The 26,710-nt window shown below is 56.7% G+C and carries 27 protein-coding genes and 1 tRNA gene; 17 read left to right on the plus strand and 11 right to left on the minus strand.

The features are described 5' to 3' along the window. Positions 1-89 precede the first annotated feature (89 nt). From SADFL11_RS19890 to SADFL11_RS19910, 5 genes are all read left to right on the plus strand, one after another. Entirely contained in the window at positions 90-1,913 is a 1,824-nt protein-coding gene (locus tag SADFL11_RS19890; protein WP_134853094.1) for a GGDEF domain-containing protein, read from the plus strand. Between the two features lie 143 nt (positions 1,914-2,056). Beyond that, a complete protein-coding gene (leuB, locus tag SADFL11_RS19895; protein ID WP_040451065.1) occupies positions 2,057-3,169 on the plus strand; it encodes a 3-isopropylmalate dehydrogenase in 1,113 nt (370 codons plus the stop codon). A gap of 77 nt (positions 3,170-3,246) precedes the next feature. Continuing rightward, positions 3,247-3,666: a hypothetical protein gene (locus tag SADFL11_RS19900; RefSeq protein ID WP_008196827.1), complete on the plus strand. Its 420-nt coding sequence runs from the start codon at positions 3,247-3,249 to the stop codon at positions 3,664-3,666. Positions 3,667-3,888: 222 nt separating this feature from the next. Next, positions 3,889-6,051, plus strand: a complete 2,163-nt coding sequence (locus tag SADFL11_RS19905; RefSeq protein ID WP_008195334.1) for a methyl-accepting chemotaxis protein — start codon at positions 3,889-3,891, stop codon at positions 6,049-6,051. Positions 6,052-6,173: 122 nt separating this feature from the next. Further along, entirely contained in the window at positions 6,174-6,563 is a 390-nt protein-coding gene (locus SADFL11_RS19910; protein ID WP_040451064.1) for a VOC family protein, read from the plus strand. An 11-nt stretch (positions 6,564-6,574) separates the two neighbouring features. Here the strand turns inward: SADFL11_RS19910 and SADFL11_RS19915 are convergent, their stop codons facing one another. Beyond that, on the minus strand, positions 6,575-7,006 hold the full coding sequence (locus SADFL11_RS19915) for a MarR family winged helix-turn-helix transcriptional regulator (protein ID WP_040452592.1): 432 nt from the start codon (positions 7,004-7,006) through the stop codon (positions 6,575-6,577). Between the two features lie 68 nt (positions 7,007-7,074). On the opposite strand from SADFL11_RS19915, the gene SADFL11_RS19920 reads away from it, so the two are divergent. Next, the gene (locus SADFL11_RS19920; protein WP_008190306.1) at positions 7,075-7,470 is read left to right on the plus strand and encodes an antibiotic biosynthesis monooxygenase family protein; all 396 of its coding nucleotides are present in this window, start codon (positions 7,075-7,077) and stop codon (positions 7,468-7,470) included. Further along, the gene (locus tag SADFL11_RS25875; protein WP_040451063.1) at positions 7,470-7,988 is read left to right on the plus strand and encodes a cytochrome b/b6 domain-containing protein; all 519 of its coding nucleotides are present in this window, start codon (positions 7,470-7,472) and stop codon (positions 7,986-7,988) included. The genes SADFL11_RS19920 and SADFL11_RS25875 overlap by 1 nt, the downstream gene beginning before the upstream one ends. 61 nt (positions 7,989-8,049) lie before the next feature. Here the strand turns inward: SADFL11_RS25875 and SADFL11_RS19930 are convergent, their stop codons facing one another. Continuing rightward, on the minus strand, positions 8,050-9,057 hold the full coding sequence (locus tag SADFL11_RS19930; protein ID WP_008195662.1) for an NAD(P)H-dependent glycerol-3-phosphate dehydrogenase: 1,008 nt from the start codon (positions 9,055-9,057) through the stop codon (positions 8,050-8,052). Then, positions 9,044-9,520, minus strand: coding sequence for an NUDIX hydrolase (locus SADFL11_RS19935; RefSeq protein WP_008195538.1), 477 nt, complete (start codon positions 9,518-9,520; stop codon positions 9,044-9,046). Before SADFL11_RS19935 ends, SADFL11_RS19930 begins: the two co-directional genes overlap by 14 nt. 236 nt (positions 9,521-9,756) lie before the next feature. Here SADFL11_RS19935 and SADFL11_RS19940 point away from each other — a divergent pair, with 236 nt between their 5' ends. Next, on the plus strand, positions 9,757-10,155 hold the full coding sequence (locus tag SADFL11_RS19940; RefSeq protein WP_040451062.1) for a hypothetical protein: 399 nt from the start codon (positions 9,757-9,759) through the stop codon (positions 10,153-10,155). Positions 10,156-10,302: 147 nt separating this feature from the next. Beyond that, positions 10,303-12,078: a creatininase family protein gene (locus SADFL11_RS19945; protein ID WP_167579012.1), complete on the plus strand. Its 1,776-nt coding sequence runs from the start codon at positions 10,303-10,305 to the stop codon at positions 12,076-12,078. 6 nt (positions 12,079-12,084) lie between these two features. Here SADFL11_RS19945 and tsaD read toward each other — a convergent pair whose 3' ends face one another. Further along, entirely contained in the window at positions 12,085-13,191 is a 1,107-nt protein-coding gene (tsaD, locus tag SADFL11_RS19950) for a tRNA (adenosine(37)-N6)-threonylcarbamoyltransferase complex transferase subunit TsaD (protein WP_008193879.1), read from the minus strand. Positions 13,192-13,287: 96 nt separating this feature from the next. Between tsaD and hemC the strand changes: the two genes are divergently transcribed. After that, positions 13,288-14,214, plus strand: coding sequence for a hydroxymethylbilane synthase (gene hemC, locus SADFL11_RS19955; RefSeq protein WP_008192927.1), 927 nt, complete (start codon positions 13,288-13,290; stop codon positions 14,212-14,214). A gap of 4 nt (positions 14,215-14,218) precedes the next feature. After that, positions 14,219-14,932, plus strand: coding sequence for a uroporphyrinogen-III synthase (locus SADFL11_RS19960; protein ID WP_008192483.1), 714 nt, complete (start codon positions 14,219-14,221; stop codon positions 14,930-14,932). Between the two features lie 53 nt (positions 14,933-14,985). Here the strand turns inward: SADFL11_RS19960 and SADFL11_RS19965 are convergent, their stop codons facing one another. Together SADFL11_RS19965 and SADFL11_RS25345 are read right to left on the minus strand one after the other, a co-directional pair. Next, positions 14,986-15,357: a hypothetical protein gene (locus tag SADFL11_RS19965; protein WP_008191748.1), complete on the minus strand. Its 372-nt coding sequence runs from the start codon at positions 15,355-15,357 to the stop codon at positions 14,986-14,988. A 33-nt stretch (positions 15,358-15,390) separates the two neighbouring features. Continuing rightward, the gene (locus tag SADFL11_RS25345; RefSeq protein ID WP_008188820.1) at positions 15,391-15,540 is read right to left on the minus strand and encodes a hypothetical protein; all 150 of its coding nucleotides are present in this window, start codon (positions 15,538-15,540) and stop codon (positions 15,391-15,393) included. Between the two features lie 58 nt (positions 15,541-15,598). Here SADFL11_RS25345 and SADFL11_RS19970 point away from each other — a divergent pair, with 58 nt between their 5' ends. The 3 genes from SADFL11_RS19970 to SADFL11_RS19980 all read left to right on the plus strand — a co-directional run bounded on the left by SADFL11_RS19970 (position 15,599) and on the right by SADFL11_RS19980 (position 19,224). Further along, on the plus strand, positions 15,599-16,936 hold the full coding sequence (locus SADFL11_RS19970) for a COG4223 family protein (protein ID WP_008190690.1): 1,338 nt from the start codon (positions 15,599-15,601) through the stop codon (positions 16,934-16,936). Positions 16,937-17,014: 78 nt separating this feature from the next. Continuing rightward, positions 17,015-18,967 (plus strand): heme biosynthesis protein HemY, encoded by a 1,953-nt coding sequence (locus tag SADFL11_RS19975; RefSeq protein WP_040452586.1) that lies wholly within the window; start codon positions 17,015-17,017, stop codon positions 18,965-18,967. Between the two features lie 181 nt (positions 18,968-19,148). After that, positions 19,149-19,224, plus strand: a tRNA-Thr gene (locus SADFL11_RS19980). A 155-nt stretch (positions 19,225-19,379) separates the two neighbouring features. Here SADFL11_RS19980 and SADFL11_RS19985 read toward each other — a convergent pair. Further along, positions 19,380-19,703 carry a hypothetical protein gene (locus tag SADFL11_RS19985; RefSeq protein ID WP_040451061.1) on the minus strand — a complete coding sequence of 108 codons (324 nt, stop codon included), beginning with the start codon at positions 19,701-19,703 and terminating at the stop codon, positions 19,380-19,382. Between the two features lie 375 nt (positions 19,704-20,078). On the opposite strand from SADFL11_RS19985, the gene SADFL11_RS19990 reads away from it, so the two are divergent. From SADFL11_RS19990 to SADFL11_RS20000, 3 genes are read left to right on the plus strand one after another with little or no spacing between them, the layout of a single operon-like run. Next, complete coding sequence (locus tag SADFL11_RS19990; RefSeq protein WP_008197394.1) at positions 20,079-21,107, plus strand: TRAP transporter substrate-binding protein; 1,029 nt, start codon at positions 20,079-20,081, stop codon at positions 21,105-21,107. After that, positions 21,107-21,616, plus strand: a complete 510-nt coding sequence (locus SADFL11_RS19995; protein WP_008197118.1) for a TRAP transporter small permease — start codon at positions 21,107-21,109, stop codon at positions 21,614-21,616. Before SADFL11_RS19990 ends, SADFL11_RS19995 begins: the two co-directional genes overlap by 1 nt. Before the next feature lie 6 nt (positions 21,617-21,622). Then, positions 21,623-22,978, plus strand: coding sequence for a TRAP transporter large permease (locus tag SADFL11_RS20000; RefSeq protein WP_008193686.1), 1,356 nt, complete (start codon positions 21,623-21,625; stop codon positions 22,976-22,978). A 62-nt stretch (positions 22,979-23,040) separates the two neighbouring features. Here SADFL11_RS20000 and SADFL11_RS20005 read toward each other — a convergent pair whose 3' ends face one another. The 4 genes from SADFL11_RS20005 to pcaH all read right to left on the minus strand — a co-directional run bounded on the left by SADFL11_RS20005 (position 23,041) and on the right by pcaH (position 26,696). Beyond that, positions 23,041-24,348, minus strand: coding sequence for a lyase family protein (locus tag SADFL11_RS20005; protein WP_008197039.1), 1,308 nt, complete (start codon positions 24,346-24,348; stop codon positions 23,041-23,043). Positions 24,349-24,503: 155 nt separating this feature from the next. Continuing rightward, positions 24,504-25,340 (minus strand): 3-oxoadipate:acetyl-CoA acetyltransferase, encoded by an 837-nt coding sequence (locus SADFL11_RS20010; protein ID WP_008194056.1) that lies wholly within the window; start codon positions 25,338-25,340, stop codon positions 24,504-24,506. Between the two features lie 7 nt (positions 25,341-25,347). Further along, positions 25,348-25,968 carry a protocatechuate 3,4-dioxygenase subunit alpha gene (gene pcaG / locus SADFL11_RS20015; RefSeq protein WP_008195502.1) on the minus strand — a complete coding sequence of 207 codons (621 nt, stop codon included), beginning with the start codon at positions 25,966-25,968 and terminating at the stop codon, positions 25,348-25,350. Between the two features lie 2 nt (positions 25,969-25,970). Continuing rightward, positions 25,971-26,696, minus strand: a complete 726-nt coding sequence (gene pcaH, locus SADFL11_RS20020) for a protocatechuate 3,4-dioxygenase subunit beta (protein ID WP_008192842.1) — start codon at positions 26,694-26,696, stop codon at positions 25,971-25,973. Positions 26,697-26,710: the final 14 nt, after the last annotated feature.

Here is a 26,710-nt window from a genome sequence, read left to right on the forward strand (position 1 = left end):
AAGTAATTTTGCCGTCTAAGTTACACACATTGGCGGTGCGCCGCGGATAAGCTTCAACCGTCAACACCTTGAAAAACAAGGCTTACTTTATGACGGCACAACCGGCGTTTGTCCCATTGCTGAATGGATTTCCAAGTACGCATGCGTTCCTTGAAAGCGCAGAAACGCTCCTCGATTATGCGTTTCAGCCCATAGTTGATGCGCATTCTGGCGACGGATATGGGTTTGAAGCGTTGCTGCGCAATGTGGGGCAACTGGGATTTCAAACGCCTTGTGATGTCTTTGATTTCGCAGCAGATGCTGGTGTTCTGGTCGAGCTGGAATGTCTTTTGAGGAAAAAGGCGATCCGGAAGTTTGTCGCCATGCCCAATCGAGGCAAGACAAAACTGTTCCTGAACGTCGATGCCCGCTTGTTGGATGTCGACGGCTTTTTGTTCGACGAAACCCGGCTGCTGCTGGACGAGGGTGATTTGTCCGCCGCGCAAATTATCCTGGAGGTCAGCGAAACAGGGGACGTCAATGAGACGTGCCGGCTGAACGAGTTCACCAAACGTGGACGCGAACTCGGGTTCGGTTTCGCAATCGACGACTATGGCCGCGGATACGCGCAGCTGAAATCCTTGTATGAGGTTGAGCCTGATATTCTGAAAGTGGACCGGTTCTTCATTCAGTCAATCAACACCGACTCCCGCAAACGGTTGATGGTCAAAACGGTCGTCGATATCGCTCATGTCCTTGGGATGCGGGTGGTCGCAGAAGGTGTTGAGACCACGCAGGAACTTGCGGTTTGCAAGGCGATCGGTTGCGACTTGATCCAGGGGTATCTGGTGTCGCGGCCATTCCAGGATCTGGAAGAAGCCGAAATCCGTTATCCCGTTGTGGCCACAGCTGTGAAACGCACACCGATGATGCCGCGGGACGACGCTGATCTGGTGGCCCGCGAGATCAGACCGCTCGTCCCGCTTCAGGACAACGCCCGGATGGAGGAAGTCCTTAATCTGTTGCGGGCTGGCCGGGCCAATCCGTTTATTCCGGTGATCAACTCTAGCGGTGAACCCCGCGGCCTGATCCGGGAAAAGGATATCAAGACTTTCGTTTATATGCCCTTTGGCCGGGATCTCTTGCTGAACCCGGTGATGAGCAACAGCCTGGCAGCGTTTACGCACCGGTGTCCGGTGGCCAACGTCAATACACCGCTCGATCAGCTCGTCGCGATGGTCGCGGATGAAGATGATGAGGCCGGGGGCATCATCATTACCAAAAACGGCAAATACAGCGGATTCCTGACAACGACATCCTTGCTGAAAATCTCAAATGAAGTCCGTATGCGGGCAGCGGAGAACCAAAACCCGCTGACCAAAATGCCGGGCAACGCGCTGATCATCCAATATGTCCAGAACGATGCCCAGAGCCCGGACATTGAGCGGTCATTTTGCTATCTCGATTTCGACAACTTCAAACCGTTCAATGATGCCTATGGGTTCACTCTTGGAGACCGGGCACTGCTGCTGTTCTCCGAATTGATGAAGCGTATGGCGACCAGTGAAAACGTGTTTGCCGGCCATATTGGTGGGGACGATTTCTTTATTGGCGCCCGCGGCAGAACGTCGGAGGAAATGCGCCGCATGGTCTATGATCTGCAGGAAGAGTTCCGCCACCAGGCAGAGAGTCTCTACGATGCGGCGGACCGGCTTCAGGGGTACATCGAGGCGTCTGACCGCCATGGTATTTCAAGGAAATTTCCGCTTTTGCGCTGTTCGGCAGCCATTTTGCACTTGCCGGTCGGCCTGAGTGTCGACCGCAAGGACATCCTGGGCCGCCAGATCGCAAGCTTGAAGAGTGAAGCGAAAGGCAATTCGGTCGGGATTGCCGAAGCAACGCTCGGACAACTTTTCCAGCAGCCCGTGCACTGAGGCCTGTTTGGAACTAAGCAGCGCGCTTGACCTTTCCGTAGGCATTGCTTGAGTTCTTTGCAACATCCCGTGCCTTGCCAGAGAGCGGCAAGCGCGGTAACCCAACGCCATCTGTTTCTAAAATCTGCGGGATGGTACGCCAAATGGGCTCTCAAAACTTGCTGCTTTTGCCGGGAGACGGCATCGGCCCGGAAATCATGGTCGAAGTGAAAAAGGTCATTGCCTGGTTTAACGCCAAAGGCGGCATGGCTTTTGAAACTGACGAAGGTCTTGTGGGCGGGTCCGCCTATGATGCGCATGGTCAATCCATTTCCGAAGAGGATATGGCGAAAGCCATGGCCGCTGATGCTGTGATCTTCGGTGCGGTCGGCGGTCCGAAGTGGGACAATGTGGCCTACGAAGTTCGCCCGGAAGCCGGTCTTCTGCGCCTTCGCAAGGACATGGAGCTGTTCGCCAATCTGCGCCCGGCTATCTGTTATCCGGCACTTGCCGATGCATCATCGCTCAAGAAAGACATAATTGAAGGCCTGGACATCCTGATAGTTCGGGAACTGACCGGTGGCGTTTATTTCGGAGAGCCGAAGGAAATTACCGATCTCGGCAACGGCCAGAAACGTGGTGTCGATACGCAAGTGTATGACACCTACGAAATCGAGCGCATTTCCAAGGTCGCATTCGAGCTGGCGCGCACCCGGAATAACAAAGTCACGTCCATGGAAAAGCGGAACGTGATGAAGTCCGGCGTCCTCTGGAACGAGGTCGTTACGCAAACTCACAAGAACGGCTTTGAAGACGTCACTCTGGAGCACATGCTGGCGGACGCCGGTGGCATGCAGCTCGTGCGCTGGCCGAAGCAGTTCGACGTGATCGTCACCGACAACCTGTTCGGCGACATGCTGTCAGATGTTGCTGCCATGCTGACCGGTTCTTTGGGCATGCTGCCGTCGGCCTCACTCGGGGCGCCGGATGCAAAGACCGGCAAGCGTAAGGCGCTCTACGAGCCGGTTCATGGCTCTGCTCCGGACATTGCCGGCACGGGTGCCGCCAACCCGATTGCGATGATCGCATCCTTTGGAATGGCTCTGCGCTATTCCTTTGAGGAAGTTGCCGCGGCTGATCTTCTGGACAAGGCCATCGCCAACGCTCTGGACAAAGGCCTGCGCACCAAGGACATCGCAGCTGAAGGCGAAGCCACTGTGCCGACTGCCGAAATGGGCGATGCCATCGTCGCTGAACTGGAGGCTCTTAAGGGCTAAACAAATCACTGTTTGCACCCAAGGCCGTCACCGGGTATCCCGGTGGCGGCTTTTCCTTTGTTCGACCTGAGACTGTTATGATCGAAGACAAAATCGCTCCGTTTATCGGCACCTGGATCCTCGATTCCGACGCCAGTGAATTCGAGCAAGGCGACCCGCCCAAAAGCGCGACGTTGAAGATTGAAGACAATTTCGGCATGGCGGTCTTCACCATGAACCAGGTTTCAGCCGATGGGGCTGTCACCAACGACAGCTTCGAAGGCGTTCCCGATGGGCCCGAGGTCAAGCTCGGGAAGAGCGGTTTGGTCGATGCCATGCGGCTGGTCTTTGCAAATGACCGCAATCTGGTGTCCGAGGCCCGGCGAGGAGGTCTCACCATCATGAAGGCGGCGCGCGAACTCTCCGAAGATGGGCGTACGCTGACAGTGACCCAAACGGTCCACCTCGTCGACGTTGCCAGCTTTACAAACGTATCAGTCTACCGCCGTGCGCAGTAATTTTTGGGAATCGGATTCGGTGATCGCTAACTGCAGCCCAACGCCGAACGGTTTTGAGGGTAATTTCAAGTTACCCGAATTTATATCGACCCTTCTGAGTTCTTTCTGGTGCTGCCTTAGAGAAATATGCTGAGGTTGTATCAAATCTCATTTCAGCAACTTCTGATTTAATAATGTATTAACCGTACTCACCAACTTTAGCGTGTAGTTAAGGAGGGTTCCATGTGGGATCGTTTGTCTATTCGTTTTAAGATTCCAGCTGCAATACTGGGTTTTGCACTGGCCGTTGGCGCGGGCATTGGCCTCAGCAGTTATTTTTCTGCATCCAGCGAAATTCAAAAGCTGACAAAGGATCGGTTGAAAGCGATTGCAACCAATCGGGTCAGCGAGCTGACAGATTATTTGCACACCATAGAAGCAGATCTAAAGCTCGTCAGCACGCTTCCCTTTGCACACGATGCCTTGGCAGCCTTTGATAACGCCTGGCAACAGATTGACGGCGATCATACGGAGATTCTCAAGGCTGCCTACATTCGCGACAATCCGCACCCGCTAGGAGAAAAACATCTCCTTGATACAGGCGGTGGCGATACCGCCTATGATGCCGCTCACGCGGAGTTTCATCCCTGGTTTCGGGAGTTTTTGCTCGAGCGCGGTTACTATGATGTTTTCTTGTTCAACCCGAATGGCGATCTAATTTATACGGTCTTCAAGGAAGAAGATTACGCGACCAATTTCAAGGCGGAGGGTCCGTGGTCTGATACTGATCTCGGGCGAGCGTTCCGTGCGGCAAATGGCGGTCCGGTGGATGCAATCCATTTCTATGATTTTGCGCCCTACGGACCGAGCCATGGTGCACCGGCCAGTTTCATCTCCATGCCCATGATCAAAGATGGCGAGAGAGCCGGTGTTCTCGTCTTCCAAATGCCGATCGACCGGATTAACCAATTGATGAACCGGTCTGCGGGACTGGGGGACAGCGGCGAAACGCTGATTGTCGGGTCGAACGGGTTTCTGCGGAACAATTCCAGGTTCACGGATGAGAACGACATACTTGAAACCCAATTCCAAACCGAAACTTCCGATGCTGCCTTGAATGGCCAGACGAAAGTCATGATCGGTCCAGCGCACCGGGATGGGCGTTTTATTCAGGTCGGCAAGTCCTTTGAGTACCAAGGTGTGACATGGGCGGTTTTGGCAATGCAGTCCGAAGCCGAAGCAATGAGGCCTTTGACCGATCTCAAGTTCTGGATGGGGATTGCGGGTGTTGTCTTGTTCGCCTTTGCCGGAGTGGGTGGATATCTGCTGGCATTGACCTTCACGCGCCCGCTTGGACAATTGATCCGCAATATCCGGGACCTGATCGATGGACATCTCGACACGCTGGTTGAGGATGACGACCGCGCTGACGAGCTCGGGGATATGAAACGGGCGATGAAGGTGTTTCGTGACAATGCCCTTGAGGTCAAGCGAGGCGAGGCTGCGGCGCAGGAACGCCGCGCGCAGGAAGACGTGCGTAGATCCGAGATGGACAGGCTGGTCAACCGTTTCAAAACTCAGATCTCTGACATCCAGTCGCAGCTGTCGGCGCAAACGGACGTGATGAGTGCGACGTCGGAAAAACTGGTGGGGATCGCGGAGGCATCTTCAGACTCCGCTGACGGAGCGCTCGCAGCGGCACGGCTGTCTGACGATAGCGTTCAGTCGTCGGCTTCCGCTGCAGAGGAACTCAGGATTTCCATTCAGGAGATCAATCAACACACAACCCGCGCATTGAGCATCACCCGTGGAGCAGCCGAGACGGCAAAATCGACGGATACCGATGTCAAGGAGCTCGCCGGAACTGCGGAAAAGATCGGCGATGTTATCAATATGATCCGGGACATTGCCGAGCAAACCAACCTTCTTGCGTTGAACGCAACGATAGAAGCGGCCCGTGCCGGTGAGGCCGGGAAAGGCTTTGCCGTCGTGGCTGCCGAGGTGAAAGAATTGTCGACGCAAACCGCCAAGGCAACCGACGAGATTTCATCGCAAGTTGCAGCCGTTCAATCGTCCACCAACCGTGCTGTAGAGGCAATCCAGTCCATCGGCAAACACATGGATACGGTTGAAGAGGTGACCGCGGGAATTGCCTCCGCGGTAGAGGAGCAAGGCGCTGCAACAGGTGAAATCAGCGAGGCCATGGCGCGCGCGGCCCAAAGCAGCCGCAGCGCAACTGAAAACGTCAATGTCCTGCAAAATGCCATCACGGAAACGCGCGGCAGTTCCAATGAAGTCGAAGAGCTCAGCCGACTCTTGGCGGATGTGAGCAGTTCCCTGAGCAAGGCGGTCGACGACTTTTTAAACAGCGACATCTGGGAAAACGATCAGGACAAGGCTGCCTGATCTAGGCAGACCGCAGCAGGTTAGGGGGTGGGAACTCCGTTGGATGCTTGCAAATGCGGCGTTGGAAACGACTGTTGCCCGTGATAGCGGTGCGAACTTAGTTTCCGCAGAATGGCTTATTCATGAAACAGTTTATCAGCGTCGTATCACTTCTCGTACCGGACTATGACGAAGGGTTGGAATTCTACGTCAACGTGCTCGGATGTCAGCTGATTGAAGACACGGAGCTGGAGCCTGGCAAGCGCTGGATTCTCGTCGCTCCTCCTGGTAGCGTGGAAACGCGGCTTCTCCTCGCCAAGGCAGATGGGCCAGAGCAGCAGGCGGCCATCGGCAACCAGGCCGGCGGGCGGGTTTTCTTGTTTTTAACAACCGATGACTTCGATCGGGACTACGCCGCTATGTCGGAGAGGGGTGTCCAGTTTCTGGAGGCGCCGCGGCGCGAACCTTATGGCACAGTGGCCGTGTTTCAGGATCCGTTTGGAAACAAATGGGATCTGATCCAGCCCGCGTGAGGCCAGGGTCCTCAGCGGGACTGCATTGAGGCAATTGCCCGGCGCATAAACTCCAGAAACTGCGCGGTTTCCTCTTCCGTGAAATCGTCCAGCGCAACGGCGTTTTGAGCCATGGCGGCACCTATGGCATCGTCCTTGAGTGCACGCGCCTTAGGTGTGAGATGGATGCGCTGAACGCGGCCGTCTTCGTCACACGGTTTGCGTATCACGAGGCCGTCGCGCTCCATACGCGACAAGGTGTTTGCAAGAGTTGCCTGCTCAATGTCCAGCGCGGCTACCAGGTCTTTTTGCGTCTGGCCTTCCTTCTGCCACAGCGCGACAAGTGCCGGAAATTGCCCTGTTGCTAGCCCGAGGGGCTTGATCCGCCGTTGAAGGCCGGCCGCAAACAGGCGCGCCATATGATTTGCCAGATAGCCGGCTGAGGAATTTTTTTCGAATGTCATGCCTTGCATATACGATACATAGCATACTATATAAACAAATATAGCTTGCTATTTAATGGAGATCGCAAATGCTCAGTAAACGGACCAGCCGAACTCTCGCCATCGCTGCAACTGCCCTGTCAGTTTCCACTCAAGCGCCCGCACAGGAGTTGGCGCCCAAAGAACCGGTTACACTTATCAATGCGTTTGAAGTGCCTGCGGACCAGGTTGAAACAACGATTGAAGGATGGAGATCTGCGCGCGCGTTTCTGGAGACCCAGCCGGGCTACATCGAAACCCAGCTTCACAGATCAATCATGCCGAAAGCGAGGTTCCGGCTTGTGAACGTTGCAAGATGGGAAAGTGCCGATGACTACGCTGCGGCTATCCAAAAATACCGGGAAAGCGCTGCTGTGGGGGCGCTCAAGGGAATTGTGTTTCATGCAGCTCTCTATGTGCCGATCGAACAGGAGGATGGGTCGTGATGGTTCGAGCCGATTCAAAAAACCGAACTCTTCACTGGTTGATTGCTGTGTTCGTGGCGTTGGCACTTGCGACGGGCTATGGGGCGCAGCAGATACAATCCTTTAGCGGGGAGTTCCTAAGGGTCCATCTCGCGGCTGGTTTGCTGGCCGGATTGTTGTCCCTGGTCCGTTTAGCCGTCTGGCTGGTCGCGGGAGAACAGGCTTCGACATTAGCGCGCCAATCAAAAGGGATAAATTGGGCCGCAAAGACGGTTCACGGCTTTCTACGCGTTCTGCCCGTAGTTCTTCTTGTGAGCGGGGTGGGCATGTTGGGTTTGACAGGCGCTGCGCCCGAGATTCTCAGCGGCAACATTCCCGACCCTGAACTTCTAGCCCAAACCCCGCCGCAGTCTTTGCATCATCGAGCTGCTTTCGCTCTTTTGATCTTGATGACGGGTCATATCGCTGCAGCCATTTGGCATAGGCTGGCCGAAAGAGGCTGGAAACTGGAAAAAGAGCCTGAAAGCACAACCTCATGAAGACAAGGCTGCCGAGAAGGGCAGCCTTTTCATGCTGATGTGTTTTGCATTGCCCGGCGTCTCAGAAAAAATCAGTTTCTGATTTCAGCGGCCGGGCCATGAGCGTGTTCAATGCCTCGTCGATCGTCATGTCTTCGCTGACCATCCGGGCGACGGTGTCACAAATGGGCACCTCAATCTCGTGCTTTTGAGCCAGTTTGACAGCGACTTGCGCCGAATATGCCCCTTCAGCCAGCTTGCCGCCGGCGGCGATCAGCTCCGAGGCCATAAAGCCTTCACCGAGCCGCATTCCGAATGAGAAATTGCGCGACTGGGTAGAGGAGCAGGTCAGTACAAGGTCACCCAGACCGGACAGGCCTGTCAGTGTCTCACCCTGTGCCCCCATCGCGCTTCCAAGCCTGTTCAGTTCCGCAAATCCGCGTGCCGTCAATGCTGCTTGCGCGCTGGCGCCAAGTTTTCTTCCGGCCACTGCGCCACAAGCGATGGCAAGGACGTTCTTGAGCGCACCACCAATTTGTGTTCCGAGGACATCGATTGAGGCATAGGGCCGGAAGCAGGGCGATTGCAGCGCTTCGCAAAGGCTCAGTGCGGTTTTTGCCGTGTGTGCGGCAACGGTAACTGCTGTCGGGAGGCCCTTTGCGACGTCATCAGCAAAACTGGGCCCGGACAATACTCCGGGTTCTATGCCGGGTAGCTCTTCCTTCATCACCTGCGACAAAAGCTTGCCGGTGGTCTGCTCGATGCCCTTTGCGCATAAAACAACAGGCCCGCGCACGTTGCCGGTCTCTTTGAGAGCACTGAGAATGGCCCGGGTGGATTGTGCCGGTGTCACAAGCAGAATCGCATCTGCATCGGCGACTTCTTTCAAAGACGAGGTTGCATTCAGGTCTTCATCGAACGTGATCCCCGGCAGATACTTTGTGTTCTGCTGCTTGGTCCTGACTTCAGAGACTGTTGCAGGATCCCGCGCCCAGAGGCGCACAGTGGTTCCGGCCCGAGCCGCAGTTAATGCCAGCGCGGTGCCCCAGGCGCCGCCGCCGATGACACCGATCGACTTAACGGCTCCCATTGATCTGCCCTTCCATGCGCGACCGTAGTGCTTCAAGCTGCGCTCCAAACCCTTCAAAAAAACGGGTCTCGGGCGGCGCTTCTTCTGAGAACAAATCAATCCAGAACAGGCGGAACCGGATCGGTGCTCCACCCGCGCTTGGCGTCATTTCAAAATGTTCCCATTCGTCAGCGGGTTTTTCCGGAATGGTGCCGTGAAAATGCCGCCTGCGATGAAGGCCATCGAGAATTCCGGGCACATTGTCGATGAAGTGATCCTGGTCGGCGAACGATTCGAGAGCGATATCCAAGGTTAGTCCAGTCTCCTCGGAAAATTCGCGTATGGCCCCTTGAAGATAACTTTCGCCTGGATCCAGCGTTCCGCCCGGGACCTGAAGATCCGGCCGCGGATTGTCGGCTTCTTCGAATACCAAGAGCTCCGGTCCGCAGGTCAGATAGACATAGGCTTTGTGAAAGATCTTCATCAGGGGTTCCGCTGCGCGCTGTGGTGCCTGCTTCGTATCAGTCCCGCCCGGACAGAAAAAGACCAAGATGCATATCTGCCTGATTTGATTGCCTAAGTCGTTACTAGGATGAATTTCAAATTGAAAAATTATCGTAAAACAATAAAAAATGATTGAGTTTAAGATTCGGATCAACTATCAGATCTCCCGCGGCAGGGGTCTTTCGACCCACTCTATTGCTTACCGGAGCCCCACAGATGAATTTTGGTACTCTTTTCCCGCGCCTTTCCGTGACTGCAGTCTTGGTTGTTAGTCTGACGGCCTGCGGTCAAACCGGTTCGAATTACCGGCCGATCGTCGACGGGCCGATGGGGTATACCTACGAAAAGGATCTCGGAGACTGTAAAGCACTTGCCGAACAGCGGCGTTTGTTTAATGACGAAACCAAGATGGCTGCTTTGGCTGGTGCCGCAATCGGTGGGGTGCTGGGAGCTGTAGAAGACGACGATGGAAAAAATGCTGCCGGGAACGCGGTAGCCGGGGCCTTGGCCGGAGGGGCTATAGGGGCTGGCGGCGGTGCTCTCAACGCGCATGGGGAACGCAAACAGATCGTCATGAACTGCATGCGTGGACGTGGGCACCGGGTTGTCGGTTAACACCAGGGCCGGTTTGACCGGCTTCCACCTCAGCCTGATTTTCGCTGAAGAACGCTTGGTAAAGATTGATTGTCAACGTGATTCCTAACCGGAGATTAACCAGTCTGACCTATCGCTGGTATGTCGAAAACCGCAGCGGCGTTGGTCATGGAACACATCGAAATTGCAGTCGCGACCCTTTTTCGGTCCATCGTGGCGATCGGCGTTCCCGGCGAGCGCATTTTTGTCCTCTATGTTTTCAGCACGCTGACGATCGTCTATGTCGTTTATCGCTTCCGCAAACCGACCGTTGCGTTTCTCAAATACTGTTTCCCAAAAGACATCTATCTGCACCCGTCTGCAAAGCAGGATTACCTCTATTACTTCTGGATGGCATTGCTGAAGGGTGTTCTCGTTGCCGTTCCCTTGGCTTGGCTGGGGACGAGCATCCATGGCATTTGGGTTGAGCCTGCAACGCTGCAAGCGGGCGAAGCAACGGACCATAGTTTTTGGTCCATTCTTGCTTTTTCCTTTCTGCTCCTGCTGGCCTTCGATTTTGCAGTTTTTTTCACGCACTACCTGCAGCACAAGGTCCCGATCCTTTGGGAGTTCCACAAGGTTCATCACTCTGCAGAGGTGTTGACGCCGCTTACAGTTTTCCGGATGTCGCCCGTTGATCTGATCGTAACGGGTGCAGCAGTGGTCATCTGCGAAGCGGGCGCCCGTGCGCTCTGGTTGATGTTTGTCGGGCCCGCGCCTGACATATTCGCAATTCTTGGGATCAACGCAGGGATCTTTCTTTTCTACCTGTTCGGCTACAACTTGCGTCATTCGCACATCTGGCTGTCGTATCCCGCCTGGTTGAGCGGTCATTTGGTCAGCCCGGCCATGCACCAGATCCACCACAGCAGTGAAGTCCGGCATTGGGACAAGAACATGGGGCTGGTGTTCTCCTGGTGGGACTGGCTGTTCGGGACGCTCTATATTCCGAAAGAAAAAGAGACCTTCAAATTCGGAATTGATGGGCATGAGGCCAATCCTTTTCACGCCTCTCACGAGATGTTGTGGAAGCCGTTTATTTGGGCGTGGCGGCGGATAAGCAGACGAGTGAAGCAAGTGTTCTCCGTCATAGCAGCGTGCCTCTTATGCCTTCTCGGACCAACGCAAGACAGTGCGGCTGACGAGGGCTATAGCCCGCCCTCCCTGCATCTTGAGGACTTAACCTGGACAGAGGTCAGGAAGGCGCTGGATGCTGGATATACTCAAGTGATTGTTCCCTCCGGCGGAACAGAGCAAAACGGTCCGCACATGGTGCTTGGGAAGCACAATATCGTAGTGCGATACGCCTCTGGCGCGTTGGCATCACTGCTTGGCAAGACGCTGGTTGCCCCAGTTGTGACCTATGTTCCGGAAGGGGATATCGATCCGCCGACGGGGCACATGCGGTTTCCCGGGACCTTGACGATATCGGAAGAGACCTTTGAAGACATCTTGGTGAGTACCGCGAAAAGCTTGCTGCAACACGGGTTCACACGGGTTTACTTCATTGGTGACAGCGGCAGCACCCAGCGTGGTCAGAAGGCTGCGGCCGACCGGATGCGGGGTGGTTGGTGGTCGTCTGCCCCGGCCCAGGTTTTTCAGATCAGCAATTACTATTTTCCTGAAACAAACGGGCAAATCGCTAAGCTTCAAGAACAAGGGTTCAGCTTAGAGCAGATCGGGACGCATGCCGGCATAAGGGATACATCCGAAGTGATGGCACTGAATGCCGATGGAGTACGGAATCTCACCAACGCTGTTCACGGCGTGCTGAAAACGACCGGTGAAACCGGCGTCATCGGAGAACCGTCCCTCGCCAGCGCGGAAATCGGTCACACAATGCTTGATTTGAAAGTGAACGCCGCCCTTGCGCAGATCCGCGCCTTACCGGAGCCCGGTCTCTAAGGGCTTCTAGACTTTCGCGCCTTTTTTTCCGGCCCCCAGCACACCCGCGTTGGACTGATCGAGGGGCCAGCGCGGACGGGGCGGCAGCTTCATGTCATCGACAGGGCCTTGCAGCAGGCGTTCTATTCCGGCCCAGGCAATCATCGCAGCATTGTCCGTGCAAAGCGCCATGGGGGGCGCGATGAAACGGGCCTCGGCGTCATTCGCCGCGCTCAGAAGGCTCGCCCGGATTTCCTGATTGGCGGCAACTCCGCCTGCAACAACAATGGCCGGTGCCGTGTCAGGATATCTTTCCCGGAAAAGATCTAAGGCCGATTTTGTCCGCGCTGCGAGCACGTCCGCGACCGCGCGCTGGAAGGCGGCACACAAGTCCGCAACAGTCTGATCATCGACCGGTTCGAGCTTTTTCGCCTGCGTGCGAAGAGCGGTCTTGAGACCTGCAAAGGACATATCCAAGCCAGGCCGATCGAGCAGCGGACGTGGCAGTCTGAAACGGGTCACGTCCCCTTTTTTCGCCATCTTCTCAACATGTGGGCCGCCAGGATAGGGCAGGCCGAGCAGTTTCGCGGTCTTGTCGAACGCTTCACCAATAGCATCGTCAATGGTCGTTCCGAGGCGTTCATAATCGCCAACCCCGCGTACGAGCAAAAACTGGCTGTGCCCGCCAGAAACAAGAAGTAGCAGAAACGGAAAGTCCAGATCATCGGTCAGGCGCGCGGTGAGCGCATGGCCTTCCAGATGGTTCACTCCAACAAGAGGCTTGCCGGCGGCCATGGCAATCGCCTTGGCAGTCATGAAGCCCACGATCACACCGCCAATGAGCCCGGGGCCAGCCGTTGCCGCGACAGCATCAATATCGTCCCAGGAACATTTTGATTTCTGCAACGCCTCGGCGACAATTCTGTCCAGGATCTCGATGTGTGCACGAGCGGCAATTTCCGGCACCACGCCGCCGAATTCCGTATGCTCGTCGATCTGCGACCGGATGACATTTGATAGAATGTTTTTGTCGAGCGGTCCGCGCACCACGGCAGCTGCGGTTTCATCGCAACTTGTCTCGATGCCCAGAACCGTTAATCGGGTGTCTGCTCGATTTTCATTGACGAAGGTCATTGGTCTTGCCGCAGTTATTTGTGCTAGGTCATATACAAGAACGAACGAACAGACCCGGCGCGTCTTTAGCCGGGCGTAGCATTTGGACGGTAAACCTTGCAATCAAATCCTTTGCGCATCGGAACACGGGGCAGCGCGCTGGCTCTGGCTCAAGCCCATGAAACCCGTGCCCGGCTGATGGCTGCCCATGACCTTCCAGAGGACGCCTTCGAAATCGTGGTGATCAAAACCTCCGGGGACCAGATCCAGGACCGGCCCTTGTCTGAAGTCGGCGGGAAAGGGCTGTTCACCAAGGAAATTGAGGAGGCCATGCTGGATGGGCGTATTGATCTGGCCGTGCACTCGTCCAAGGACATGCCGACCGTTCTGCCGGACGGTTTGGCGCTGACTGCCTTCCTGCCGCGCGAAGATGTTCGGGATGCATTTTTGTCTCCCAAAGCCAAAACCCTGATGGATTTGCCGCATGGTGCGGTGGTCGGATCCAGCTCGCTGCGCCGCCAGGCGATGATCAAACGGCTTCGCCCCGATATTGAAGTGGTGATGTATCGCGGCAACCTGCAGACCCGCCTGCGCAAACTAGCAGAGGGTGAAGTGGACGCGACACTGCTGGCCTATGCAGGCTTGCGCCGCCTTGGCCTTGAAGAGGAGGTGACCAGCCTTCTCGAAACCGAGGATTTTCTGCCGGCTGTCGGCCAGGGCGCGATCTGCATCGAAAGCCGCGAAGGCGATGAGCGGACGCTTGAAATGTTGCAGGCAATCCATGATCGGGAGACCCAAATCCGTCTTGATGCGGAACGCGCTTTCCTTGCGGTTCTGGATGGGTCCTGCAGAACCCCGATTGGCGGACTGGCCCTGTTGAACGGCGACGAATTGACCTTGAAAGGCACAGTTCTGAAACCGGACGGGTCCGAGGTTCATGACGAAGTTCGCTCCGGCGGCGCAGTTGATGCTGTTCAAATCGGCCAGGCAGCTGGTGAAGCCTTGAAAGCCAAGATGGGTCCCGGGTTCCTCTCGAGCCACTGAGCCGATGCGTTTTCTTGTGACCCGTCCGCGACCTGACTGCAAAAGAACTGCCGATCGGTTGCGGGCCTTGGGACATGAGGCGGACGAAATGCCCCTGCTGCATTTTCGCCCATGTCCGCCGCCAAGTTTTGATCTTTCCAGCATTGACGCTTTGGCGCTCACCAGCCGCAGGGCTGTTGATGCGATCACTCATCACGCGCAGCTGACACAATTGACGTCTCTGCCTGCCTTCACTGTTGGAGACAAAACCGCTTCAGCCTGTCGGGAGGCGGGTTTTGAAGATGTTCGCTCAGCTGATTCCGATGTGGCGGGTTTGGCCAGCCTGATCTTGTCCTCGGCTGGGTCTGACTTGTGCAAGGTTCTTTATCTGTCTGCAGAACAGCGGTCAGGCGATCTCGGGAGACTTCTGGAAAAGGGCGGCGTCACTTGCCGAACCCTTCCAGTTTACCGGATGGAGCCTGTTCAGGACCTGCCGAAGACTGTCTTCGCACGGCTGGCAAATGGAGACTATGCCGGTGTTTTGGTGTTTTCGCGCCGCACTGGTGAAACCCTCGCGAGGCTTTTCGCCGCACATTTGCCGGAACACATTTTTTCCGATTTGCCGGTTTACGCAATTTCCGGTCAAGCAGCAGAAGGTCTCCAAGGCTTTAATGACGTCCATATCGCCAGCGCGCCGCGTGAAGATGCGCTCTTCGATCTGTTGTTAGCAGAGTGTTAACCCGAACCGGGGGAGTCGTTGTTTTGCAGCGCGCAAGACTCTTTGCCGCGGTGCTACCGCTTTGCAAAGAGACGTGTATAGTTAAGATCTTGGGACTGGCTGGGTGCGGGAGAGAGATAGATGGCAAGTGACAACAAAACTCCTGGCGGAATATCTTCATCCGATGGCAAAGGATCCGGTTCATCCGCAAAACCGGGAAGCACCGCCTCAAGTTCAGGGTCGTCCGGATCAAAGCGTCCGGTCACAATTGATCTGAAGCCGGAGAAGGTGAGCGACAAATCACCGTCTTCGACAGCAACCGGGGCGTCGGGATCGTCCAAGCCTGCCGACTCGAAAACGTCCCCGACGACAAGTTCTTCATCATCGCCAACGCGTCCGTCTAGCGCCGCATCATCTGCGACTTCGTCTTCGTCGACCGCTTCCAAGCCCGCAGGTTCGGCCGCCGGCAGTACGTCCTCTCAGTCCGCATCGAAGCCAACGACACCGGGTGCGGACGCTGGAAAGAGCAGTTCGAGCAGGACATCGGCAAGTGCGGCAACGAGCAAACCGTCTTCCAGTTCCAGCAGTTCGGCGCAGAAACCCGCATCCGGGTCTGCAAGTTTCTCCAATCCGCCAGCAGCTCAAGAAAGCAGCGGCGTTGGGGCGTTCGGTGTTCTGATCGCCGCGGTGATCGGCGGCGTCTTGGTGCTCGGCGGGGGCTTTGGTCTCTACCAGGCCGGCATCGTCAAGCTGACACCTGAGCAGGATCAGGAGATGTCCCGAGCCCTGACCGCAGCGGAACGGAAAATCTCGGATCTGGAAAGCCAGCTGAGTGCACTTGGAACGACAGTTTCCGGACAAGACGTCAGCGGAGCGCTTTCCGATTTGCAGAGCAAAGTCTCTGCCGTGGAGCAATCTTTGGCAGAAGCTGCCGAGTCTGGTGGAGCTGATGTGTCTGGCGCCGTCGATGCGTTGAAGCAGGACTTTGATGCCTTGAAGGCCGATCTGGCTTCTGGCGCTGCATCGTCTTCAGATGGAACGCCTGTAAATCTGGCGCCGCTGGAAACCCGGTTGAGCAGCCTTGAAGACACGGTGAAGTCCGCAGCACCCGTTGATCTTGCTCCGATTGAGTCCCGACTTACCGAGTTGGAAGGCGGCTCCACGGCTGCATCGTCTGAGACGGAAAAACTGTCCGGTTCCGTTACGGACCTTGAAGGTCAGGTCAAAGGTTTTGAGACGCAGCTGACCGAGCTGCAGACGCGTTTGCAGAACACCGAGGCAACAGCAAAAGCTGCGCAAACGGCGGTGTCGACCTCAGATGTGTCCCTGAAAACCCTTGCGGACAGCCAGGCGCGGGCCACGGAAACACTCTCCAGCCTCTCGGCAGACATTCAGTCCGTTGGTGCTGCCAACAACGCCGCGCTTGAAGACTTGCGGGCCGAACTCGACAGCCTTTCCAAGAGACTAGTACAAGTTGAATCGACCATGGGCGATGCAACAGCGCGGGAGACCGCGGCACGGGCCTTGTCTGTGTCGGCATTGAAGTCGGCGGTGGATTCGGGCCGTCCTTATGAAACTGAGCTTGCAGCCGTCAAAGCAGGCCTTCCGGCAGATATGGACCTGTCTGCGCTTGAAGCACACGCAAAGACCGGTGTGGAGCCGGTTTCCGTCTTGATTGCGCAGTTCCCGAATGTTGCGCGCAGCGTCTACCAGACCTTCGCGGAGCCGGACGAGTCCGGTGATGTCCTTCAGAGTTTTCTGGCAAGTGCCCGGTCACTGGTGGCAGTGCGCGGGCCGGGCAATGCAGACGGCACCGGGCCAGATGCCGTCTTGCGGCGGATGGAAAATGCTGTCTCCAAGGGAGATTTGAGCGCGGCCCTGGCGGCCTCCAAGGATCTGCCGCAAGCAGGCCAGGAAGCAGCTGCGGACTGGACAAACCGGGCCGGGGCACGTGTTGAAGTTGATGCGCTGACGGACAAGGCGTCTCAGGAAGTTCTGAGCGCGCTTGCGAAAAACGACAGCTGAGCCGGCGGCCGTTCAACGGCCGGCCGGAATTGAGTTTATTTTGCCGGGATGTTCCGGCGCACTTTGGGAGCGACACCGATGATCCGCGTCCTCATCTTTTTCGCCATGCTGTTTTTGGCTGCCCTCGGGTTTGCCTGGATGGCGGACTTGCCTGGAACGATATCGGTCAGCTGGAACGGCTATGTCTGGGAACAGCCGCCGGTGGTGGTTGCCCTGGTGGTGGGCCTTGTTCTCGTCGCGTTTCTTGTCGTTATCGGCGTTATCCGCGCGATCCTGAAGTCGCCGCAAATAGCGGGCCGTTTCTTCAAGCAGCGCCGCAAAGACAAAGGCTACACCGCCTTGTCGCAAGGGTTGATCGCACTTGGCACGGGTAATGCCAAAATGGCGCGCCGCTATGGTCTTGATGCAGACAAGCTGCTGAATGAAGAACCGGCGACAAAACTTCTTCTTGCGCAAACGGCGCAGCTTGCCGGCAAGGACGGCGAAGCGCGGCAGCGTTTTGAAGCCATGCTGGACGATCCCAATACAAAGACGCTCGGTTTGCATGGCCTTTTTGTCGAGGCAGAACGCCAGAGGGAACCGGTTGCCGCGCGCCATTACGCCGAAGAGGCTGTGAAGGCAGCGCCGGGTCTTGAATGGGCCGGGAAGGCCGTTCTCGGGTATCAGGCGGTCGCCCATCATTGGGACGAGGCCCTGAAAACCCTTGAGCGGAACTACACGTCCAAGCTCCTGGATAAAAAAGCCTACCGCCGCCAGCGTGCAGTCATCCTCACCGCGCTTGCCCACAAACTGGAAGACAACGATCCGGACCGGGCATTCTCGCTTGCAAAGGAAGCGCATGGCTTGGCACTGGAATTGGTGCCGGCCGCTGTCATCACGTCTCGGCTGGCGACCCGCCGTGGCGATATCCGCAAGGCGTCGAAAGTGATCGAAGCGACTTGGCGGTTGTCGCCGCACCCGGAATTGGCCGAAACCTATTCCCATGTACGCACAGGTGATTCAGCTGTTGACCGCCTGAAGCGCGCTAAGAGCTTGGCGGCTCAACGGGCCAACACCGCAGAAGGGGCCATTGCGATTGCCAAGGCTGCGCTGGAGGCACGAGAATTTGAAGAAGCCCGCACACAGCTGAAGAAAGTGCTGCAATCCGAGCCGACCCGGGCAGCTTTCATCCTGATGGCGGAAGTGGAAGAAACAGAAACCGGCGACAAGGGCCGGGTGCGCGATTGGCTTGCACGGGCGGTCAAGGCGTCGCTCGACAAGGCCTGGATCGCCGACGGCGTGGTGTCTTCGGAATGGCAGGCCGTGTCGCCTGTGACCGGGAAGCTTGATGCTTTCCAATGGTCATCGCCGGGCAGCCTCAATGAGGAAGATGGTGTTCTGTTGGAAGACAGCCTGTTTGAGGCCCCTGTTCTGCCAGCATCCACACTAGCCAAGGACCCTGCTGCAGAGCCTGTCGAGCCGGTGGTGACCGCAGCTTCGCAGAGCAAGGACGCTTCCGATGAAAAACCGGAAGAGGCTGCCGATGCCAAGGTCGTTGAGTTGAAGGCCGAGCCGCAAAGCGAGGAACCGTCAAAAACCCCTGAGGAGACGGAAACTCCACCAAAGACCCAACCCGACAAGAAAGCGGCTGCTGCTCCAGTCAAGAAGGAAGGCTATGAGGGGACAACGGACGATGTGAAATTCGCCCCACCCCTCAAGGACTTGCCGGACGGTCCGGCGGCTTCGACTCCCTCTGACAAGGCTTCCGCTGCCGCGACACCTGAAAAAGATGCCGGTGCAGGAAAAGCCAAAACAGACGAGCCTGAAAAGGCCGCTTCGGACGCCACACCAGACAAACAGGCAGCTGAACCTGCGGCTGCCGTTAATGGCACATCTGAGGACGGAAAGTCTGATGAGAAAAAGGCCAAAGACGAGGACTTAGATCGTCCGATTGAATTTCCTCTCTCGCGGATGCCGGATGATCCGGGCACGGATGATGACGAGGACGCGGACGACAAGAAGAAAGGTTCCCGCCCCCGGTTCTTTAACTAGACTGGGGAGGGAAGCTTCAATCCGGAAAGTACCGATGACCTGAACGTTCGGTCATCATTTCCCGGACCCGGAAAAGCCCTTGCATCCGGATCGAAGCTCCGGTAATTAGCGGCCCACTCGGGCAGCGCCAGTTTTTAAGGACTGCCTTTGAGATCGTCTCTTGGAGTTGCTCAAGAGCCAAGCCGCTGTAGCTCAGTTGGTAGAGCACGTCATTCGTAATGATGGGGTCGTAGGTTCGAGTCCTATCAGCGGCACCATTCTTTGTTTGCGCTATCGGCCTTCGGTCCTCACGAGCGCGTTTCTTACCTGCGCCACTTCTTGCCTGTTAATTGCTGTTTATGTAGAGCGCAGATCCGCGAACAGCAGTGGGCGGCGCATGCGGATGCGCCACCCCTTATTGCATTCTGACCACTCAACGGTAACTGGATGAATAGAATGTCAGTTCATTCGTGCACGGGTTGGCATCGCTCTGGATGGAACCGTCCGGTTTGACGATCAGTTCGATCAAGTTGCTGGTGATCGCCCGGTAGTAGCGGGTGCCGTCTTCATCAAAGGCCGTCAAATGCCATATGACGTAGGCTTTGCCGTTTTCCTTCGGCGTTATCTCGCAAACCGCCAAAGGCGCTGCCGCTTTTACCTTCGAAATGGCATCGTCAGCATGCGCTGCTGCACTGAAGCCGATCGCAAGTGCCGCAGCAGCAAAAACGCTCATCCGCGCTGACAGTTGGCTCATCATCCAGTTATCTCCTGTAGTGTTCTCATGAGGGGCTGCAACTCACTCTATGCGGCTCCCTCAGCAGAGTACAGGCTGAGATGACGTCTCGCGGTTTGGCTGGTGTCGATGCCACGGGTAATCAGCGTTTAGTTTCCAAAAAAGGAAATCAATTCCAACATTATGTCATTTTACATTACCAAGTGAATTAGTAAAAACTGAATTCGGGAGGAGACATGTCTCCTGTTTAATGGTGGGATAGGCTTCAATAGGGTGAGAAATTGGGCGCTAGCGGCACCTTGCACCCGATAAGCTTGGGCAACCAAAAGCGCGAATGAGGCGCGGCCACAGCCGGACTGGTCTTTTACTTGAATTTCCGGCGTAGGAGGAGGAACGATCATGGATTTCAAGACGGTATTCGGCGCAGCCTTATTAGCGCTCGGCGCAACATCAGTTCAGGCTGCAGATCACGAATTCAAACTGCACCACTTCCTTGGTGAAAAAGCCCCGGCACACTCCAAGATGCTGGTGCCATGGGCCAAGCAGGTGGAGGAAAATTCCGGCGGCAAGGTCTCCATTGAGATCTATCCGGCGATGACCTTGGGTGGCCGTCCGCCTGAGCTGATCAACCAGGTTCGTGATGGGGTTGTCGACCTCGTCTGGACGGTCAACGGTTATACGCCCGGTTTGTTCCCGCGTTCTGAAGTCTTCGAACTGCCGGGGGTGCACAAGAATGATACCGCGGCGACCAACCTGGCGCTGAAGGAACTCTTCGAGAGTGATCTGAAAGACGACTACAAGGGCGTGGAGGTCATGTTCCTCCATGTGCATGCTGGTCAGGGTATCCATATGCGCGATACTGAAGTGCGGTCAGTCGCAGACCTCAAGGACAAGAAAATCCGGATCCCGACCCGCACCGGTGCCTGGGTGATTGAAGCGCTTGGCGCGTCCCCGGTTGCGATGCCTGTGCCGGAACTTCCGCCTGCGCTGCAGAAGGGGGTGATTGACGGGGCCATGATCCCTTGGGAGATCATTCCGCCGCTGAAGATCCAGGAGCAGACCAATTACCAGATCGAAGGTGCTGATAAGGAACGCTTTGGCACGACGGTGTTCCAGGTGTCCATGAACAAGGACCGTTGGGACAGCTTGCCGGAAGATGTCCAGAAAGCTTTCCGCGATGCATCTGATGCTGTCTGGTCCAAGGAAGTCGGTGATATCTGGGCTGGTGCGGATGATTTTGGCATTGGGCTCGCGGTGAAGGCTGGCAACACGCACATCACCTTGACGCCAGAAGAGACAGCGGAATTCAACGCAGCGCTTGAGCCGGTTGTCGGCCGCTGGGTCGAGGAAGTCTCCAGCAAAGGCATCGATGGATCCGCTTTGGTGGACAAGGCCCGTGCTGCTGTCGCGAACAACGCGTCCAACTGATGCCCGCAGATCACCAAACAGGCAATTCCGGGTTCACCGGGATTGCCAGCCGGGTCATCACGGTGTGGGCTCTCCTCGGCGGCGGCGTTCTCTTGGCCGTCGTTGCGGTGAACATGATGTCCATCCTTGGATCCATGTTCGGTAAGCCTCTCCCCGGTGACTTTGAATTGACGGAAATGGGCGTTGCGGTCGCAGTCTTTGCGTTCCTGCCTTATTGCCAGCTGACGGGCGCCAATGTGTCAGCGGATATTTTCACAGCTGGAGCCTCGAAGCGCTTGATCGCGTTTTTCACACTGCTGGGCTCGCTGGTTGCGCTTGGGTTTGCGTCTCTGCTGATCTGGCGCATGTTCCACGGGATGCTCGACCAAAGAGAATACGGTTATACAACCACGATCTTGCAGATCCCGCACTGGATGGCGTTCGTTCCGATCCTTGTATCCCTTGTATTGCTGGCCCTTGCAGCGCTTGTCACTTTGATGCGTGACACATCAGCCCTGTCGAAAGGATAACGATAAATGGCAGACGCTGTTGTTCTCGGCGTGGGCGGGCTCGTCGCGCTGATCATCCTGATTGCGATCCGGATGCCGATTGCCTACGCCATGATCCTAGTCGGTGGTGTCGGAACCATGCTGCTCAACGGCCCGGCGTTGGTCTTCAGCCAGTTGAAGACGTTGGCATATGGGCAGTTCTCAATCTACGATCTGTCCGTCGTGCCGATGTTCGTGCTGATGGGCGCGATCGCCTCCAAGACAGGTCTCAGCCAGGCGTTGTTCAGGGGAGCAAACGCGTGGCTTGGCTGGCTCCGTGGCGGTACGGCGATGGCGGCGATTGCCGGCTGTGCGGGCTTCGGGGCGGTGTGTGGCTCGTCCCTTGCGACGGCCTCTACGATGGGCAAGGTCGCCTTGCCGGAACTGCGCCGCTATAAGTATTCCGGGGCCCTTGCGACCGGGACATTGGCGGCTGGCGGCGTGCTCGGGATTTTGATCCCGCCATCCGTTGTGCTGATCATTTACGCAATCATCGTTGAAGCGAATATCGTGACGATGTTCATGGCCGCGTTCCTGCCCGGACTGCTGGCGGTTGTTCTGTTTCTGCTGACCATCGCGGTCTATGTGGCGATCAAGCCGGAGGCTGGCCCGAAAGGCGGCATGCCGGACCGCCGGGAGTTTATTGAGGCAACGGCCGGAATGATCCCGGTTCTGCTGATCTTTGCTCTTGTCATTGGCGGCATATACTTCGGCTTTTTCAACCCGACCCCGGCTGCTGCTGCTGGTGTGTTTCTGGTGCTGGTCTTCGGTCTCTTGCAACGCAAGTTGTCCTGGCCGGACATGCTGGGCGCGCTGCAGGAAACGGCCGCGACCTCAGGTATGATTTATCTGATTATCCTCGGCGCGGAACTTTTGAAGATTTTCATGTCGCGGGTGCGCCTGCCTCAGGAAACAGCCGCCTGGATCGCCGGGTCGGGTCTTGAGCCGATGACGGTCCTGATCCTTTTGCTCGTTGCGCTTATCCTGCTCGGCTGCCTGATGGACAGTCTGTCGATGATCCTGCTCGTTATCCCGTTCTTTTGGCCGGTTCTTGTCGAGATCAATGGCGGGATCTATCAGGCAGCTGAGGGCGCCGGGTTCGGCATGAGCACTGAAGATCTGAAGATCTGGTTTGGGATCCTGGCGCTTATCGTGGTGGAGCTGGGACTGATTACGCCGCCAGTCGGGATGAATGTATTCGTGATTTCCTCCCTGGCCCGCGATACGCCGATGATCGAGACGTTCAAGGGGGTTGCGCCCTTCTTTGGCGCGGAGTTGGTGCGCGTGGTGCTGCTTGTCAGCTTCCCGGCGCTGACGCTGTGGTTGCCAAGTGTGCTCAGTTAGCGCGCATTGCAGTCATTGGATTGAGGCCTGTCAGACATCGCGTTCGGAGCGAAGCGGAGAGGCTATCTCGACCGCCGGGCAAATATCTCGGCAGTCATTTCCTTGCAGGCCGGAATAACCGTAGCCGGATCAAGAACGGTATCCCAATCGATCCCGTCTGGCGCCAGTTGCTTCAAGGTCGATTTGAAGTCAGTCTGTGACGCGGCCTTGGCAACAATGTCCTTGGCCTCGGCTCTCGCTACGCCATTTTTGGCAAGCGCGAAGCTTGCGGCCTCTGCCATGATTTCCGGATGGTCCTTCAAGCCAGAAGAAATCCGGTCCTGGTTCGGGGACATGCTGTCTGCAAGCGCTTGGGCGTGGCGGAGGGCCGCGCCGGTTGCAATCAGCATCTGGGGCAAAAATGCCCATTCCAGTGGCCAGCGCGCGCCGTCACGTTCTTCTGCCGGAGTGGCCGCTGCCGCAATCCCGCTCGCTGAAGTTTGCACGATGGCGTTGAGTGTCAGAATGGCTTCCGCCTGAACCGGGTTGGCCTTTTGCGGCATTGTCGAGGATCCGCCGCCTGTTCCCGATGAGACCTCCGCAATATCTGATCGGCCTAGCAAAAGAAGATCGCCGGCCATCTTGGCAATACTGGCGGTGAGGGCTTGCAGCCAGGCGGACAGCGCGAGGATGTTTGACCGGTTCGTGTGCCAGGACGGCGAAAAATGGAGCTTGAGTTCCTCGGCAAGAGCCTCCGCGATACGCGGACCATCCGGAGCAACCGCGCTGTTAACGCCGGAAGCCCCGCCAAACTGGACTCTCAGAACTTTCTCGCGAAGAGCTGGCAGGTCGGCCTCAGCGTCGATTAAGCCGTGTGCCCATTTTGCAATCCGGTAGCCGAATGTGATCGGCGTTGAAATCTGCGACCTGGTCCGGCCAGCTAGAAGCTGATTGGCATGCCGCACGCTTTCTGTTTCAAGTGCGTCGATCAGTTTGCCAAGGCGCTCTTCGAGGACATGGAGGCAGCTCTTTGCCTGCAGAACCAGTGCGGTGTCCATCACGTCCTGGCTAGTGGCTCCCCAGTGCAGCCAGCTGCCTGCGTCGTCACCGGCGACCTTCCTCAAGGAAGCCACAAGTGCGGGCACGGGAATTCCAGCTGACCGCGTGCCCTTACTCAAAGCAATAGGCTCAATCTCACAGGTTTCCAGGGCTGAGACGATTGTTGCAGCCGCACCTTTCGGGATGATGCCCAGGGCGCCTTGCACTTGTGCAAGAGCCTGTTCGAACCGGATCATGTGAAGGAGATCGGCGTTCTCATCCAATCGCAAAACCAGATCGGCGTCGGAGTAAAGATCGGAAAAAACCGGGCTGGAAAACAGGGAGATTGGCATGAAAACTGTGCTCAAACAAAGGGAGCTTGATCAAGAAACATTATGACTAGATCAGCGGGCGGTAAATCGGGATCGATTTCACGCCCAAAGCTGATCGCTCTTAAGTGGTCGAGCATCTTTGGGCGTTTCAATCAAAACGCCCGATGCTCTGGCCGTCAAGCCGCCTTGAGCGGAATTCGCAAGATCTCTCGGGCCTTTTGCCAGTCCGCGACCGGCCGGTCATACTTTTCGCAAAGCTCTACTGCTTGTTTGACCAAAGCTGCGTTGGACGGGGCAAGCCTGTCCTTGTCGAGGCGGATGTTGTCTTCCAGTCCAGTGCGGGTGTGCCCTCCGGCCGCGATCGACCACTCGTTGATGGTCAGCTGGTGACGGCCGATGCCGGCAGCACACCATTCGGCATCCGGAACGAGCCGTTCGACGGTCTTGATATAATAGTCGAAGACATCCTTATCGACGGGCATGGCGTTCTTCACGCCCATGACGAACTGGATATAAAGCCGGCCTGGTATGCGGCCGTCCTTGTTCATCGCGGCTGCCTGGTGAATGTGGCTGAGATCGAAGGCCTCGATCTCCGGTTTGATGGTGTAAGTCCGCATTTCTGCCGCCAGCCAGTCCACAAGATCTGGCGGGTTTTCGTAAACCCTCGTCGGGAAGTTGTTCGATCCAACGGAAAGGGACGCCATGTCCGGCATAAGCGGGAGCATGCCGCCGCGTGCCTTTCCGGCGCCCGAACGCCCGCCGGTCGAGAACTGGATGATCATGCCGGGGCAGTGTTTATCAAGACCTTCCTTCAGCCGTGCAAATTTCTCCGGATCCGAAGTCGGGCTTTGATCCTCGTTGCGCACATGGGCGTGGCAGATGGTGGCGCCGGCTTCAAAGGCCTCGTGAGTGCTTTCAACCTGTTCGGCAACTGTCACCGGGACAGCCGGATTGTTTTCTTTTGTCGGCAACGAGCCGGTGATCGCAACACAGATGATGCAGGGTTTGCTCATGTCCGCCTCAAATGTCGAAAAAGACGGTTTCGTCTTCGCCTTGCAGTTTGATGTCAAACCGATAGACCGGCGTGCCGTCGCTGTCTGTTCGCTCTGCAATCAGCGTTGCCCGGCGGCGCTCCCACTCGATCAGATTGAGCACCGGATCGGCTGCATTGGCGGATGTCTCATCTGAGAAATAAAGCCGGGTTTGCAAACCCACATTGATCCCTCGTGCGACGATCCAGAGGCTGATATGCGGAGCCATTTGACGGCCGTTCAGATCCGTGACCGCACCCGGCTTGACTGTCTCGAAGGTCCAGTTGCCGGTGTCGAAATCCGGAATGACGCGGCCCCAACCCCTGAACCCGTCTTCAACCTCGCCCAGATGTTCCGGATGGGCATAGATGCCGTCTGTATTTGCCTGCCAGGCTTCCAGAAGCACGTCCTTGATCGGAGACCCCATGCCATCAATGACACGGCCCTCAACGCGAATGCGTTCGCCCTTTGCGTTTGGCCCTGCAATGTCATGCCCGAGCTCCTGGGCGTAGATGTCAAAGCCGGCGGCTCCCGGCGCAAGGCCGATGTGGACATAAGGGCCCGCCGTCTGGGAAGGGGTTTCTTTCAAGTAATCCAGTGTCTGGCGCATGATCAGTTCCCCTCCGGCCGGTTTTCAAACAATGTTGACCGGCGCCCGCGCAACACGATGTCGAACTTGTACGCGATGGTGTCGAGGGGGATGGTGGCGTTGAGATCCAACCGAGCGACCAGTTGATCAACCGCATCCGGATTAGGAATGGAATTCACGATCGGGCATTTAGCGATCAGCGGGTCGCCTTCAAAGTAGCATTGCGTGATCAGACGCTGGGCGAAAGCGGAACCGAAGATGGAGATATGGACATGGGCCGGCCGCCAGTTGTTGACCCAATTGCGCCAGGGATAAGCCCCGGGCTTCACGGTCCTGAATGCGTAGTACCCGTTCTCGTCCGTCAGCGTGCGGCCACAGCCGCCGAAATTCGGGTCGATCGGCGCGAGATAGGTGTCCTTCTTGTGTCGGTAGCGGCCACCAGAATTGGCTTGCCAGATTTCAACCAGTGTGTTCGGCACAGGTTTGGCGTTTTCATCGAGAACCCGCCCATGAAGGATGATGCGTTCGCCAATCGGGCTTTCTCCCGGCTTTGCGTAGTTCGACAGGAGATCCTTGTCGATTGGGTCGATGTCGTTGTGCCCAAAGACGGGTCCTGTGATTTCGCTGACCGTCGTTTCCAGGCTTATCATCGAATACTGTGGTGACCTGGATACGCTGGTCTTGTAGTCCGACGTCAGCGCAGGCGGCTGCCATTGCCGGTCACGCTGGTAATAGGGGCCTGGTTGCATTGTGGCTTTCCTCC

The sequence above is a fragment of the Roseibium alexandrii DFL-11 genome (assembly GCF_000158095.2).
In the GTDB taxonomy this organism is placed as follows: domain Bacteria; phylum Pseudomonadota; class Alphaproteobacteria; order Rhizobiales; family Stappiaceae; genus Roseibium; species Roseibium alexandrii.

Excerpts from the sequence above, each read along its gene's own strand:
- SADFL11_RS19905 (WP_008195334.1), top strand. The coding sequence starts at position 3,889 with ATGTGGGATCGTTTGTCTATTCGTTTTAAGATTCCAGCTGCAATACTG.
- SADFL11_RS19930 (WP_008195662.1), bottom strand. The coding sequence starts at position 9,057 with ATGGGAGCCGTTAAGTCGATCGGTGTCATCGGCGGCGGCGCCTGGGGC.
- SADFL11_RS20000 (WP_008193686.1), top strand. The coding sequence starts at position 21,623 with ATGGCAGACGCTGTTGTTCTCGGCGTGGGCGGGCTCGTCGCGCTGATC.
- SADFL11_RS20005 (WP_008197039.1), bottom strand. The coding sequence starts at position 24,348 with ATGCCAATCTCCCTGTTTTCCAGCCCGGTTTTTTCCGATCTTTACTCC.
- pcaH (WP_008192842.1), bottom strand. The coding sequence starts at position 26,696 with ATGCAACCAGGCCCCTATTACCAGCGTGACCGGCAATGGCAGCCGCCT.
- SADFL11_RS19995 (WP_008197118.1), top strand. The coding sequence starts at position 21,107 with ATGCCCGCAGATCACCAAACAGGCAATTCCGGGTTCACCGGGATTGCC.
- SADFL11_RS19985 (WP_040451061.1), bottom strand. The coding sequence starts at position 19,703 with ATGATGAGCCAACTGTCAGCGCGGATGAGCGTTTTTGCTGCTGCGGCA.
- SADFL11_RS19935 (WP_008195538.1), bottom strand. The coding sequence starts at position 9,520 with ATGAAGATCTTTCACAAAGCCTATGTCTATCTGACCTGCGGACCGGAG.
- leuB (WP_040451065.1), top strand. The coding sequence starts at position 2,057 with ATGGGCTCTCAAAACTTGCTGCTTTTGCCGGGAGACGGCATCGGCCCG.
- SADFL11_RS19990 (WP_008197394.1), top strand. The coding sequence starts at position 20,079 with ATGGATTTCAAGACGGTATTCGGCGCAGCCTTATTAGCGCTCGGCGCA.
- SADFL11_RS19960 (WP_008192483.1), top strand. The coding sequence starts at position 14,219 with ATGCGTTTTCTTGTGACCCGTCCGCGACCTGACTGCAAAAGAACTGCC.
- SADFL11_RS19900 (WP_008196827.1), top strand. The coding sequence starts at position 3,247 with ATGATCGAAGACAAAATCGCTCCGTTTATCGGCACCTGGATCCTCGAT.
- SADFL11_RS19975 (WP_040452586.1), top strand. The coding sequence starts at position 17,015 with ATGATCCGCGTCCTCATCTTTTTCGCCATGCTGTTTTTGGCTGCCCTC.
- SADFL11_RS19915 (WP_040452592.1), bottom strand. The coding sequence starts at position 7,006 with ATGACATTCGAAAAAAATTCCTCAGCCGGCTATCTGGCAAATCATATG.
- SADFL11_RS19945 (WP_167579012.1), top strand. The coding sequence starts at position 10,303 with ATGGAACACATCGAAATTGCAGTCGCGACCCTTTTTCGGTCCATCGTG.
- SADFL11_RS19910 (WP_040451064.1), top strand. The coding sequence starts at position 6,174 with ATGAAACAGTTTATCAGCGTCGTATCACTTCTCGTACCGGACTATGAC.
- SADFL11_RS25875 (WP_040451063.1), top strand. The coding sequence starts at position 7,470 with ATGGTTCGAGCCGATTCAAAAAACCGAACTCTTCACTGGTTGATTGCT.
- SADFL11_RS20010 (WP_008194056.1), bottom strand. The coding sequence starts at position 25,340 with ATGAGCAAACCCTGCATCATCTGTGTTGCGATCACCGGCTCGTTGCCG.
- pcaG (WP_008195502.1), bottom strand. The coding sequence starts at position 25,968 with ATGCGCCAGACACTGGATTACTTGAAAGAAACCCCTTCCCAGACGGCG.
- SADFL11_RS19920 (WP_008190306.1), top strand. The coding sequence starts at position 7,075 with ATGCTCAGTAAACGGACCAGCCGAACTCTCGCCATCGCTGCAACTGCC.
- SADFL11_RS19890 (WP_134853094.1), top strand. The coding sequence starts at position 90 with ATGACGGCACAACCGGCGTTTGTCCCATTGCTGAATGGATTTCCAAGT.
- SADFL11_RS19940 (WP_040451062.1), top strand. The coding sequence starts at position 9,757 with ATGAATTTTGGTACTCTTTTCCCGCGCCTTTCCGTGACTGCAGTCTTG.
- tsaD (WP_008193879.1), bottom strand. The coding sequence starts at position 13,191 with ATGACCTTCGTCAATGAAAATCGAGCAGACACCCGATTAACGGTTCTG.